This window comes from Pedomonas sp. V897 (genome assembly GCF_051304405.1).
In the GTDB taxonomy this organism is placed as follows: Bacteria; Pseudomonadota; Alphaproteobacteria; order Sphingomonadales; family Sphingomonadaceae; genus Pedomonas.
On the sequence record NZ_JBPPGG010000001.1, the window covers coordinates 1,024,460 to 1,037,538 of the forward strand.

Genomic DNA, 13,079 nt, shown 5'->3' on the forward strand with positions numbered 1-13,079 from the left:
TCGGGTTTATCCACTAATCCACAACGTGGCCATGGAACTTTCGGTCGCGTTTGCCAAGGGATTCCGCTTCTTCCCCCGAGTTATCCCCAATATCCCCAGGAAGCCTTAAATTTCATCCCCATGCGGACAATTTGGGGATAAGTTGGGCACGACTCACCGGCTGGCGTGGATGCCCGGGATACACCCTGTCCACCAAGGCGCGTTCCACACAGTTATCCACAGGCTTATGACCAGGCTTCATCTTCATCTCGTGTCGGACTCCACAGGCGAAACCCTCGAGTCCGTCGCCAAGGCGTGCCTTGCCCAGTTCGAGGGTGTGCAGGCCGTGAAACACTTCTGGCCGATGATCCGCTCCGAACGGCAGATCGAACGGGTGATGGAGGAAATCGCCCAGCGGCCGGGCCTGGTGCTCTACACGCTGGTCAATCCGGCCACGCGCGACCGCCTGCAAAGCCGGTGCCTGCAGCTGGGGCTGCCCGCCATTTCCGTGCTCGACCCGGTGTTGCAAGCGCTCAGCCAGACGCTGGGCCAGGCCGCGCGCGGTCTGCCCGGCCGCCAGCACGCGCTCGACGCGGCCTACTTCAACCGCATCGAGGCCATGCACTTCACCATGGCCCATGACGACGGCCAGTCGGCGGAAACGCTGAACGAGGCGGATATCGTGCTTCTCGGCGTCTCCCGCACCTCCAAGACGCCGACGAGCATCTATCTCGCCAACCGCGGCTACAAGACCGCCAACGTGCCGGTGGTGCCCGGCATTCCCCTGCCGCCGGAGGTGTTTCAGCTCACCCGGCCGCTGGTGGTGGGCCTCACCACCTCGCCCGAGCGTCTGGTGCAGATCCGCCGCAACCGACTGCTCACCCTCAACCAGCCCACCGACAGCGACTATGTGCGCGAGGACGAGGTGTCGGCCGAGATCACCTTCGCCCGCCGCCTGTTTACGCAGCACGGCTGGCCCGTTATCGATGTGACCCGCCGCTCGATCGAGGAAACGGCGGCGGCGATCCTCAACTATCTGGTCCAGCGCCAGGAAGCGCTGGGCGGGAACGGGAATGGAAACGGGAACGGGAACGGAAATGGCAACTGATCCGGCACCGGGCGGACCGGCCGCGCCCGCCTTGATCCTCGCCTCCACCAGCGCCAGCCGCCAGGCCATGCTGACGGCCGCAGGCGTGCCGTTCGAGGCGATCCCGCCCCGCGTCGACGAGGACGAACTGAAAGCCAGCCTCAAGGCGCAGAAGGCCAGCCCCCGCGCCATCGCCGACGCGCTGGCCGAAACCAAGGCGCTGAAGATCTCGAGCCGCATCCCCGGCGCGCTGGTGCTGGGGTGCGATCAGGTGCTCAGCTTCGGCAAGGCGGACATGCTCGACAAGCCGCGCTCGCTGGAGGAAGCCCGCCAGCATCTGGAAATGCTGCGGGGGCAGGAGCACAAGCTCATCTCCGCCGCCGTCATCGCCCAGAACGGCCAGGCGGTGTGGCGCTTCGTCGATACGGCGACCCTTACCATGCGCGCCTTCACGCCAGAGTTCCTGGACGACTACCTCGCCCACGAAGGCGAGGCGATCCTCGGCTGCGTGGGCTGCTACCGGCTGGAAGGGCGGGGCGCGCAGCTGTTCTCCCGCATCAACGGAGACTTCTTCACCATCCTCGGCCTGCCGCTGCTGGCGGTGCTGGACTACCTGCGGGAACGCAAGGTTTTGATTCGGTAAGTGTTTTTATGCAGGAGGGGCTTGCCCCTCCTGCACCTCCCTTTAGTTTACAGGGCCGTGTCTCCAGCGCACTCTGGACACACGTACCGCTAAAACGAAGGGGGTCGCAGGGGTCCATGACCCCTGCAAAGAAAAACAAAGAGAACAAAGAGAAACGGTCCTGTCGCTCATGTCCGCATCCCACACCCGGCCCAATCCGCCTGTAGCCGCTGTCATTGGCTGGCCGATCAGCCATTCCAAGTCTCCGGTCATCCATGGCTTCTGGCTGGAGGCTTTGGGGATGGACGGTCATTACGCGCGTTTTCCGGTGGCACCGGAAGGGTTGCAGACTGCCATTCGCGCCCTGCCGGCGCTGGGGCTGCGGGGGGTGAACGTCACCATTCCGCACAAGCAGGCGGTGATGGAAGCGCTGGACGAGATCACGCCCGAGGCGCGGGCCATCGGCGCGGTCAATACGGTGGTGGTGACGGCCGAGGGGCGGCTCGTCGGCTACAACACGGACGTGACCGGCTTTGCCGAGCCGCTGCGCGGTGCCGCGCTGGCGGGCCGCCCGGCCTGTGTGGTGGGGGCGGGCGGCGCGGCGCGGGCGGTGCTGGCGGCGCTGAAGGCGCTGGGCGTCTCCGAGGTGCGCCTCATCAACCGCTCGCGGGACAAGGCGGAGGCGCTGCGGGCCGAGTTCGGGCTTCCCGGCGCGGTCTACGGCTTCGAGGCGGCGGGGCAGGCGCTTGAGGGGGCGGCGCTCGTGGTCAACACGTCGAGCCTCGGCATGAAGGGCTATCCCCCGCTGGAGCTGGATCTTGCGCCGGTGGCGCAGGATGCGGTGGTCTATGACATCGTCTATGTCCCGCTGGAGACGGACCTGCTGCGGCAGGCGCGGGCGCGGGGGCTGCGCACGGTTGACGGCCTGTCCATGCTGGTGGGGCAGGCGGCGGATGCCTTCCGCCTGTTCTTCGACGCCGAGCCGCCGCGCGATCCGGTCAGCGAGGCGGACTTGAGGGCACGGCTGCTGGCATGATCATCCTCGGGCTCACTGGCTCCATCGGCATGGGCAAATCGACGGCGACGCGCATGTTTCGCCGTCACGGCGTGCCGGTGTTCGATGCGGATGCGGTGGTGCACCGGCTCCAGGGACCGGGCGGCAAGGCGCTGCCGCTCATCGAGGCGGCGTTCCCCGGCACCACCGGGCCGGAAGGGCTCAACCGCCAGAAGCTGGGGGCGATGGTGTTCGGCAACCCGGCCGCGCTGAAGAGGCTGGAGGCCATCATCCATCCCATGGTCCACGCCGCGCGGCAGAACTGGCTGGCGGCGCAGGCCCGCGCCCGCCGTCCGCTGGTGGTGCTGGACGTGCCCTTGCTGTTCGAGAGCGGCGGCTGGCGCGTCTGCGACGCAACGGCGGTGGTCACCGCGCCCTTCCATATCCAGCGCCAGCGGGTGCTCTCCCGCCCCGGCATGACGGAGGAGAAGTTCCGGCAGATCCTCGCCAAGCAGATGCCGGACCGGGAGAAGCGTTCGCGCGCCGACTTCATCATCCCCTCGGGCCTTGGCCTTGCGCCCGCCAACGCTGCGGTTGAGCGCATCATCCGTTGCCTTCGCGGCAGAAAAGCGAGACAGTGGCCGCCGCGCCAGCCGGGCTGGAAGGCCCGGCGTCGGATGCAGTGCCGTTAGGCGAAGAAAACAGACGTAAAAACCACCAAAAACAACAAGAACAACAGGCGGGACAACAGGCAGGATCATGCGCGAGGTCGTCTTCGATACGGAAACCACCGGCTTCGACCCGGACATGGGTGACCGGCTGATCGAAATCGGCTGCGTCGAGCTGTTCGACCGGCTGCCCACGGGCCGCACGCTGCACCTGCTCATCAATCCCCAGCGCGATGTGCCCGCGGCGGCGGTGGAGGTGCACGGCATCACCACCGAGATGCTGAAGGACAAGCCCATCTTCAGCGCCATCGTGGACGAGTTTCTGGATTTCATTGGCGATGCGCCCCTTGTCGCCCACAATGCGGAGTTCGACTTCCGCTTCATCAACTGGGAGCTGAGGAACAGCGGGCGGGACATCATCTCCGCCAGCCGCATGGTGGACACGCTGGAGATCGCCAAGCGCAGGTTCCCCGGCGCCAAGGCGACGCTCGACGCGCTCTGCACCCGCTTCGGCATCGACCGCTCGGCCCGCGTGAAGCACGGGGCGCTGCTCGACGCCCAGCTTCTGGCCGAGGTCTATCTGGAGCTGATGGGCGGGCGGCAGAACCGGCTGGAGCTGGTGTCCGAGACCACGCAGGTGGTGGAGCAGATCCGGATCGTGCGCAGCTGGCACGCGCCCCGGCCGCACGCGCCCACCGAGGAGGAGCTGGCCGCCCACGCCGCCTTCCTCGACCGCATGAAGAAACCGCCCCTCTGGCGCCAGGCGTAGTATCATCTATATGAATAGATGTTAGTGGCTCTTTGTGGGAGCACTCGGCAAATCCACATTCAAGACCTCTTCGGAGGCCAATGTGGCGAGCGGCGATACCAAGCCATGCTGCAGTGCGGTTAAAAAGCCCCGCTCAGGCGGGGCTTTTTTCATGCTGATGCACTGCCGATCCGCAGGGCTTGTCCTGTAAAGGAAACCGCAAAAAACTTTGCATGTCGGATGTGACGTATAAAGATTTTCGCGATTTCTTTACACGTTACTCCGTCTGTCATAGCCGATGAGGCGGGGGAAGCCCCCGTTCACTGTGCGGCGGCGATCTGGGCGGGGGTGACGGGGTCTTCCTCGCTGTCCTTGCCGTCGGCGGCGGCGATCAGGCGGCGCTCCAGCGCCTTGAGGCGGTTGGCGTTGGTGATCTTCGCACCCATCAGGTCGGTGATGTAGAACACGTCCACCGCGCGCTCGCCGTAGGTGGCGATGTGGGCGGAGTGGATGGTCACCTTGGCCTCGAAGAAGGCGGAGGTGAGGGAGAACAGCAGGGCCGGGCGGTCCGTCGCGTTGATCTCGATGACCGTGTAGCGGTTGGACGCCAGGTTATCGATGAGCACGCTGGTCTCCACATGGAACACCTCGGCGCGCGCCCGGATCAGCGGCTTGGCCGCCAGCCGGTCCTTCAGCTTCACCTTGCCCGCCAGCGTATCCGTGATGGTCTGGCGCAGCCGCTCCAGCTGGTCAGGCTCGTCGAACGCCCCGCCGGCGGCGCATTCGATGGTGATGTTGTCCAGCGCCATGCCGTCCCGCGTGGTGTGGATGCGCGCGCCCAGAATGTTGGCGCCCGCCAGCGAGATGGCGCCCGCCAGCCGGTAGAACAGGCCCGGGTGGTCGGCGGCGTAGAGAGAGACCAGCGTGGTTCCCGCCTCCTTGTCCACCACCGTCGCGATGGACATGGGCTGGCCGGCCTCGTCTGCCTCGTGCACCTGGGCAGCGTTGAGCGCCAGCACGTCCTCGGGCTCGGCGATCCAGTAGGCGTCGAAGAAGCGGGTGCGGTAGGCGTCGAAGACCGCCGCGTCCCAGCCCAGCTCGGCGGCAAGCGCCTTCTGCTTGGCCTCGATGCGCTCCTGCCGGCCGACGGTCTTGTGGCCGAGGCGCAGCACCTCCTCCGCCGAGGAGTAGAGTTCGCGCAGGAGCTGGGCCTTCCAGCCGTTCCACACCCCGGGCCCGACGGCGCGGATATCGACGCAGGTCAGCAGGAACAGCAGCTTCAGCCGCTCCGGGCTCTGCACTTGGTCGGCGAAGTCGAGGATGGTCTTGAAGTCGGCGAGGTCGCGCTTGAAGGCGGTGTCCGACATCAGCAGGTGATAGCGCACCAGCCAGGAGACGGTTTCGGTCTCGGCGGGCGTCAGGCCGAAGCGGGGGCACAGGCGCAGGGCCACCTCCGCGCCGAGGATGGAGTGGTCGCCCCGGCGGCCCTTGGCGATGTCGTGCAGCAGCACCGCCACGTAGAGCACCCGGCGCGAGACCATCTTTTCCATCAGCTTGGTGCCGAGCGGATGGTCGTCCTTCAGCTCGCCCTTCTCGATGCGGGAGAGCAGGCCGATGGCGCGGATGGTGTGCTCGTCCACCGTGTAGTGGTGGTACATGTCGTACTGCATCTGCGCCACCACCCGGCCGAAGTCGGGCACGAAGCGACCGAACACGCCCACCTCGTTCATCAGGCGCAGGGTGTTCTCCGGGTTGTTGCGCGAGGTGAGGATCTCGAGGAACAGCTGGTTCGCCTGCCGGTTCTCGCGCAGGGCGGTGCCGACGAGGGAGGCGTCCCGCGTCACCTGCCGCACGGTCTGGGGGTGGATCTGCACCCCGTGCTGGTCCGCCAGGTGGAACAGTTGCAGAAGCCGCACCGGGTCTTCGCGGAAGAAGGTCTCCCGCGGCGCGGAGATGCGCCCGTCCGCCAGCACGAAGCCGGAGAGCTTGCGCGAGCGCAGCTTGAGCGCGGGCATCCGCCACAGCGGCCGCTTCTTCTGGCTTTCCTCCAGATGCGCCAGGAACTGGCGGGTGAGGTCGCCCACCTGCTTGGCGACGAGGAAGTAGTGCTTCATGAACCGCTCGACGCCGGAGGCGCCGGGCCGGTCCGCATAGCGCAGGCGGGCGGCCAGCTCGCGCTGCACGTCGAAGGTGAGCCGCTCCTCGGCGCGGCCCACCAGATCATGCAGGTGGCAGCGCACGCTCCACAGGAACGCCTCGGCCTTCAGGAACTGGCGCAGCTCGTCGGCGGACAGCAGGCCCTTGTCCACCAGCTCGCTCACGTCCGCCGTGCGGTGGATGTACTTGCCGATCCAGAACAGGGTGTGCAGGTCGCGCAAGCCGCCCTTGCCCTCCTTCAGGTTGGGCTCCACCACGTAGCGGCTGTCGCCCATGCGCTTGTGGCGCATGTCGCGCTCCGCCAGCTTGTCGCGCACGAAGTCCTGCTCGGTGCCGGGGATGACGTCACGGTAGAAGGCGGTGCGGGCCTCGTCGTAGAGGGCTTCGTCCCCCCACAGGTAGCGGGCCTCCAGCAGCGCGGTGCGGATGGTCAGGTCCTCGCGGGAGTAGCGGATGATCTCGGGGATGGTGCGGCAGGCATGGCCCACCTTCAGCCGCAGATCCCACAGCATGTAGAGCGTGGCCTCGATGACCTGCTCGCTCCAGGGCGTCGCCTTGTAGGGGGTGATGAACAGGATATCGACGTCGGAGAACGGGGCCATTTCGCCCCGGCCGTAGCCGCCCACGGCGCACAGGCTGAGCCGCTCGCCCTCGGTGGGGTTGGCGCGGGGGTAGAGCACGCGCGCGGCGAAATCGAAGCTGAGACGCACGATCTGGTCGGTGAGGAAGGCGTAGGAGCGGGCCAGCAGCTTGCCCCGCGACTCGTCCTCCAGCATGCGCCGCCGCAGCTCCTTCCGGCCGGCGGTCAGCGCGTCCTTGAGCAGGACGACGCACTTTCGCCTCAGATCGCCCGGTTCGCCGCCCTCGGCCGCCAGCTCGGCGATCTGGTCGGCAAGCAGGGGCCGGTTGATGATGGCGCGGCGATTGGGGATCTGGGCGAACAGCTCTTTCATGGATGCCAGCCTACGAGGGATCGGGTTTCTCTGCCAACGTTTTCAGTTGGTACAGCAGGTCATGCGCCTGGCGCGGCGTCAGGTCGTCCGGCCGCACGGCGGATAACGCTTCGCGCAGCGGATCGGGCGTTTCCTCCCGCGCGGGGGCCGGCTCGGGCGCGGCGGCGAACAGCGGCAGGGATTCGAGCGCGGCCTTGGCCCCGCCGCGCGCCCTGCCGTTGCCGCCCGGGCTGCCCGGCTTCTCCAGCCGGTCGAGAATGGCCTGCGCCCGGCGGATGACCGGCGCGGGCAGGCCCGCCAGCTTGGCGACGGCAAGGCCGTAGGAGCGGTCCGCCGCGCCGGGGGCGATCTCGTGCAGGAACACCAGCTCGTCCTTCCACTGGCTCACCCGCACCGTATAGAGCGCCAGCGCGGGCAGGCGCTCCGCCAGGGCGGTCAGCTCGTGGTAGTGGGTGGCGAACAGGGTGCGGCAGCGGGTCTGCTCGTGCAGGTGCTCCAGCACCGCCCAGGCGATGGAGAGGCCGTCGTAGGTGGAGGTGCCGCGCCCCACCTCGTCGAGGATGACGAGGGAGCGGTCGGTCGCCTGGTTGAGAATGGCGGCGGTCTCGATCATCTCCACCATGAAGGTGGAGCGGCCCTGCGCCAGGTTGTCTGCCGCGCCAACGCGGCTGAACAGGCGGTCGACAACGCCGATGGCGGCGCTGCGGGCGGGGACGAACGAGCCCATCTGCGCGAGAATGGCAATGAGCGCGTTCTGGCGCAGGAAGGTGGACTTGCCCGCCATGTTGGGGCCGGTGATGAGCCACACCCGGCTCTCGGCCCGGAGATCGCAGTCGTTGGCGACGAACGGCTGGCCCTGTTTGCGCAGCGCCGCCTCTACCACCGGGTGGCGTCCGCCCTCGATGTGGAAGCCGCTGTCGGCGTGGACCTCCGGGCGGCACCAGTTGTCCCGGGCGGCGAGTTCGGCCAGCGCCGAGGCCACGTCCAGCCGGGCCAGCGCGGCGGCGGTGGCGGCGATGGCCTGCCCGTCGGCGAGCACGGCCGAGCGCAGGGCCTCGAAATGCTCCTTCTCCAGCGCCAGCGCCCGGTCCCCCGCCTGGGAGATGCGCAGCGCCAGATCCGCCAGCTCGCCGGTGGAGAAGCGCACCGCGCCCGCCATGGTCTGGCGGTGGACGTAGTCCGGGTGGGCAAGCAGGGCATCGGCGGCCCTGGCCGGCACCTCGATGTGGTAGCCGATCAGGTTGTTGTGCTTGATCTTGAGCGAGGCGATGCCGGTCTCCTCCCGGTAGCGCGCCTCCAGCGCCGCGATGGCGCGGCGGCCGTCGGCGGAGAGGCTGCGCAGCTCGTCGAGCGTGGGGTCGAACCCGGCGGCGATGGTGCCGCCGTCGGCCACGCTGATGGGCGGCTCGGCCACCACCGCGCGGGTGAGCAGGTCAAGGAGTTCCCCGTGCGCGCCGATGCGCCCCAGCTGGTCCTCCAGCAAGGTGCAGGCGGCGATGGGCTGGCCGTAGGCCTCCAGCAGCGCCGCTTTCAGCGCCAGCGCCTGGGCAAGGCCGCTGCGGATGGCGGCGAGATCGCGCGGGCCGCCGCGCCCCACCGAGAGGCGCGAGAGGGCGCGCTCGATGTCCGGCGTTTCCTTCAGGATGTCGCGCGTGCGGGTGCGGGCGATGGTGTCCTCGAAGAACCAGTTCACCAGATCGAGGCGCTGGCGGATGGCGTCGCAGTCGGTCAGCGGGGCGGCGAGATCGTCCGCCAGCAGGCGCGCGCCCGCGCCGGTGACGGTGAGGTCGATGGTGGAGAGCAGGCTCCCCTTGCGCTCGCCGCCGGTGGTGCGGGTCAGCTCCAGCGAGAACCGGGTGGCGGCGTCGATCGCCATGACGGTGGCCGCCTCCTCCCGCCGGGGGGCGGAGAGACGCGGCAGCGCGCCCTTCTGGGTCTCGTCGAGATAGTCCACCAATGCGCCCGCCGCGGCCAGTTCCGCCCGGGAAAATTCGCCGAAGCTGTCGAGACTGGCGACGCCGAACAGGCCCTTCAGGCGTTCCGCCCCCTTCTGGCTGTCGAACCGGTGGCGGGGCAGGATGGTGGTGGCGGTGCCGATCACCTCGCACACGGCGGGCGGCTGGAGGCTGTCGGGGTACAGCAGCTCGGCGGGCGCGAGGCGGGCGAGTTCGGCCTCCAGCCGGTCCGCGCCCACGGCCATGGTGCAGAACCGGCCCGTGGACATGTCGCACCAGCCAAGCGCCAGCGCGCCCTGCGCTTCGCCAAGGGCGGCGATATAGTTGCTGGCGCGGGTGTCGAGCAGGGACTCTTCCGTCAGGGTGCCGGGGGTGACGAGGCGCACGATCTCGCGGCGCACGACGGATTTGGAGCCGCGCTTCTTCGCCTCCGCCGGGTCTTCCATCTGCTCGGCGACGGCGACGCGGAAGCCCTGCTTGATGAGGCGCGCCAGATATCCTTCAGCGGCATGGATGGGCACGCCGCACATGGGTATATCCTCGCCCAGGTGCTTTCCCCGGTGGGTGAGGGCGATGTCGAGCGCGGCAGCCGCCTTGCGGGCGTCCTCGAAAAACAATTCGTAAAAGTCGCCCATGCGGTAGAACAGCAAACAGTCAGGGTACTCGGCCTTGACTGAAAGATACTGAGCCATCATGGGCGTTGCACCGGCCGTTGCGGTCATGTCGGCTTTGATAGACGTGTCGGATGAGTTTCTGTACATCAGGGCAGTTCTAGCGTTCCGCGTCGAGGAAAGGGAGAGGGAATGGCAGGCAACAAGGACGTGCAGTTCAGTGATCGTGAGGCGCTGCTGTTCCACTCGGCCAAGCGGCCGGGGAAGATCGAGATCGTGGCAAGCAAGCCCATGGCGACGCAGCGCGATCTGAGCCTTGCCTATTCTCCCGGCGTTGCGGTCCCGGTCAAGGCGATCGCCGCCGACCCGAACTCGGCCTACGACTACACCGCCAAGGGCAATCTGGTCGCGGTCATCTCCAACGGCACGGCCATTCTCGGCCTCGGCAACCTGGGTGCTCTCGCCTCCAAGCCGGTGATGGAAGGCAAGGCGGTGCTGTTCAAGCGCTTCGCCGATGTGGACTCCATCGACCTCGAGGTGGCGACGGAGGACGCGGACGCCTTCGTCAACGCGGTCAAGCTGCTGGAGCCCTCCTTCGGCGGCATCAACCTCGAGGACATCAAGGCGCCCGAGTGCTTCATCATCGAAAGCCGCCTCAAGGAGCTGATGAACATTCCGGTGTTCCATGACGACCAGCACGGCACCGCCATCATCGCGGCGGCGGGCCTGATCAACGCGCTGGAGATCACCGGCAAGAACATCAAGGACATCAAGATGGTGGTGAACGGCGCGGGCGCCGCCGCCATCGCCTGCACCGAGCTGGCCAAGGCGCTGGGCGTGCCGCACAACAACGTCATCATGTGCGACAGCAAGGGCGTCATCTACCAGGGCCGCACGGAGGGCATGAACCAGTGGAAGGCGGCCCACGCCGCCGCCACCGACGCCCGCACGCTGGAGGAGGCCCTGAAGGGGGCGGACGTGTTCCTGGGTCTCTCGGCCGCCGGCGCCGTGACCAAGGCCATGGTCAAGTCCATGGCCGACAAGCCCATCATCTTCGCCATGGCCAACCCGGACCCCGAGATCACGCCGGAGGAGGTGGCCGAGGTGCGTGACGACGCCATCGTGGCGACGGGCCGCTCGGACTACCCGAACCAGGTCAACAATGTCCTGTGCTTCCCCTATCTGTTCCGGGGCGCGCTCGACGTGCGCGCCACCACCATCAACGAGGAAATGAAGATCGCGGCGGCGCAGGCGCTGGCGGAGCTGGCCCGGCAGGACGTGCCCGACGAGGTGGCGGCGGCCTACGGCGGCGACCGGCGCTCGTTCGGTCCGAAGTACATCATCCCCGCGCCGTTTGATCCGCGCCTCATCGAGTGGGTGCCGAGCCGGGTGGCGCAGGCGGCGATGGACTCGGGCGTTGCCCGCCGTCCCATCCTCGACATGGATGCCTACCGCACCGAGCTGAAAACCCGCCTCAACCCCTCGACGGCGGTGCTGAACACCAGCTTCGATCTGGCGCGCCAGAACCCGAAGCGGGTGGTGTTCGCCGAGGCGGAGGAGGAGCGGGTGCTGCGCGCCGCCATCAGCTTCCGCAACGGCGGCTACGGCATTCCGCTGCTGGTGGGCCGCACCGAGCAGGTGCAGGCGGGCCTGCGCGCGCTGGGCGTCGAGAACCCGGAGGAGTTCGAGATCTTCAACGCCCGCGTCACCCCGGGCACGGCGAAGATGGTGGAGCTGCTCTACAGCCGCCTCCAGCGCAAGGGCTTTTTGCTCCGTGACTGCCAGCGCCTGGTGAACCAGGACCGCAACGTCTTCTCGTCCCTGCTGGTCTCCATGGGGCACGCGGACGCCATGATCACCGGCGTCACCCGCCACTTCCGCCAGAGCCTGGACAAGATCCTGCTCGCCGTCGATCCCAAGCCGGAGCACGTGCTGTTCGGCATGCACATCGTGGTGGGCCGCAGCCAGACCCTGTTCATCGCCGACACCACCGTGCACGAGCGCCCGGACGCGGAAACCCTGGCGGACATCGCCATCCAGTCGGCGGAAGTCGTGCGCAGCCTCGGCCATGAGCCGCGGGTGGCGTTCCTCAGCTACTCCAACTTCGGCAACCCGCGCGGCACCATCCCCAGTGTGGTGCGCGAGGCGGTGGCGCTGCTGGACGAGCGCCAGCCCGGTTTCGAGTACGAGGGCGAGGTCTCGGCCGATGTGGCGCTCAACCGGGAGCTGAAGGCGCTCTATCCCTTCAGCCGCCTGACGGGCCCCGCCAACGTTCTCATCATGCCGGGCTTGCATGCGGCCAACATCACCGCCAAGCTCCTGAAGGAAATCAACGGCGGCGTGATCGGCCCGCTGCTCATCGGCATGTCCAAGCCGATCCAGATCGTGCCCATGACCTCGAGCGCGACCGATCTGGTGAACATGGCGGTGCTGGCGGCGGCAGGCGCCCTGCGCTGAGCGCGGGGCCCGGCACGCACGCGATCCGAAGGGGGGACTGTCATGGCTGAAAAGCCGGTGCTGTACTTCATTCATGGCATGTGGGCCGGGCCGCGCGTTTGGGAGGCCTATCGCGCGCACTTCGAGGCGCAGGGGTACAAAACCCGTGCCCCGGCGCTGCCCGGCCATGACATCGAGCCCGGCGAGATGCCCCCGCCGGAGCTGGCCCATTACAGCATCGTGGACTATGTGGCCGCGCTGGAGGCGGAGCTGCGGGAGATCGAGGCGCCGGTGGTGCTTGTCGGCCATTCGCTCGGCGGCCTCATCGCCCAGATCCTGGCGGCCCGCCTGAAGCCGGCGGGGCTGGTGCTGCTCGCGCCCGCGCCGTCCGCCGACATCCTGCCGCTGGCGTGGGAGCCCATCCGCACCTGCTGGCCGCTCCTCAGCCGCTGGGGCTTCTGGGACGAAGCCCTCACGCTGCCGCGCGAGGTGGCGTTCTACGGCGTGTTCAACGGCGTGCCCGCCGACATCGCCGAGCAGGACTACGCGAAGGCGGTCTCCGAATCCGGCCGGGTTCTGGCCGAGGTCGCCTTCGGCGCGCTGGCGCCGTCGCGCCGCACCAAGGTGGATTACGCACTCGTGCGCTGCCCCGGGCTTGTGGTTGTCGGCACGGAAGACCGCATCACGCCGGTGACGGTGGCGCGCTCCACCGCGCGGCGTCTGCCCGGCCCGGTGCAGTACCGGGAGCTGGACAACGTGGGGCACTGGCTGTTCCACGCGCCCGTGCGCGACAAGGTGTTCGCGCACATGGAAGGGTTTCTTGCCCAGCTGGCGGCGGAGCGGGAGGTTGCCCCTCAGGCGTGAGGTTC

9 protein-coding genes are annotated in these 13,079 nt (G+C 68.0%); 7 read left to right on the plus strand and 2 right to left on the minus strand.

Annotated features, from left to right (window positions below):
* Nucleotides 1-226: 226 nt before the first annotated feature.
* The 5 genes from ACSJJU_RS04880 (at nucleotide 227) to dnaQ (ending at nucleotide 4,119) form a co-directional block, all read left to right on the plus strand.
* Nucleotides 227-1,087: a pyruvate, water dikinase regulatory protein gene (locus tag ACSJJU_RS04880; protein ID WP_435914088.1), complete on the plus strand. Its 861-nt coding sequence runs from the start codon at nucleotides 227-229 to the stop codon at nucleotides 1,085-1,087.
* A complete protein-coding gene (locus ACSJJU_RS04885; protein WP_435914089.1) occupies nucleotides 1,077-1,709 on the plus strand; it encodes a Maf family protein in 633 nt (210 codons plus the stop codon). Before ACSJJU_RS04880 ends, ACSJJU_RS04885 begins: the two co-directional genes overlap by 11 nt.
* Nucleotides 1,710-1,878: 169 nt before the next feature.
* Nucleotides 1,879-2,724, plus strand: coding sequence for a shikimate dehydrogenase (locus ACSJJU_RS04890; protein WP_435914090.1), 846 nt, complete (start codon nucleotides 1,879-1,881; stop codon nucleotides 2,722-2,724).
* Complete coding sequence (coaE, locus tag ACSJJU_RS04895) at nucleotides 2,721-3,374, plus strand: dephospho-CoA kinase (protein ID WP_435914091.1); 654 nt, start codon at nucleotides 2,721-2,723, stop codon at nucleotides 3,372-3,374. Before ACSJJU_RS04890 ends, coaE begins: the two co-directional genes overlap by 4 nt.
* 67 nt (nucleotides 3,375-3,441) lie before the next feature.
* On the plus strand, nucleotides 3,442-4,119 hold the full coding sequence (gene dnaQ / locus ACSJJU_RS04900) for a DNA polymerase III subunit epsilon (protein ID WP_435914092.1): 678 nt from the start codon (nucleotides 3,442-3,444) through the stop codon (nucleotides 4,117-4,119).
* A 299-nt stretch (nucleotides 4,120-4,418) separates the two neighbouring features.
* Here dnaQ and ACSJJU_RS04905 read toward each other — a convergent pair whose 3' ends face one another.
* Together ACSJJU_RS04905 and mutS are read right to left on the minus strand one after the other, a co-directional pair.
* Nucleotides 4,419-7,208 (minus strand): [protein-PII] uridylyltransferase, encoded by a 2,790-nt coding sequence (locus ACSJJU_RS04905; RefSeq protein WP_435914093.1) that lies wholly within the window; start codon nucleotides 7,206-7,208, stop codon nucleotides 4,419-4,421.
* Between the two features lie 10 nt (nucleotides 7,209-7,218).
* Nucleotides 7,219-9,858 (minus strand): DNA mismatch repair protein MutS, encoded by a 2,640-nt coding sequence (gene mutS, locus ACSJJU_RS04910; protein WP_435914094.1) that lies wholly within the window; start codon nucleotides 9,856-9,858, stop codon nucleotides 7,219-7,221.
* Between the two features lie 108 nt (nucleotides 9,859-9,966).
* Here mutS and ACSJJU_RS04915 point away from each other — a divergent pair, with 108 nt between their 5' ends.
* Nucleotides 9,967-12,231, plus strand: coding sequence for an NADP-dependent malic enzyme (locus ACSJJU_RS04915; protein WP_435914095.1), 2,265 nt, complete (start codon nucleotides 9,967-9,969; stop codon nucleotides 12,229-12,231).
* Between the two features lie 42 nt (nucleotides 12,232-12,273).
* Complete coding sequence (locus ACSJJU_RS04920) at nucleotides 12,274-13,074, plus strand: alpha/beta hydrolase (RefSeq protein WP_435914096.1); 801 nt, start codon at nucleotides 12,274-12,276, stop codon at nucleotides 13,072-13,074.
* Nucleotides 13,075-13,079 lie beyond the last annotated feature (5 nt).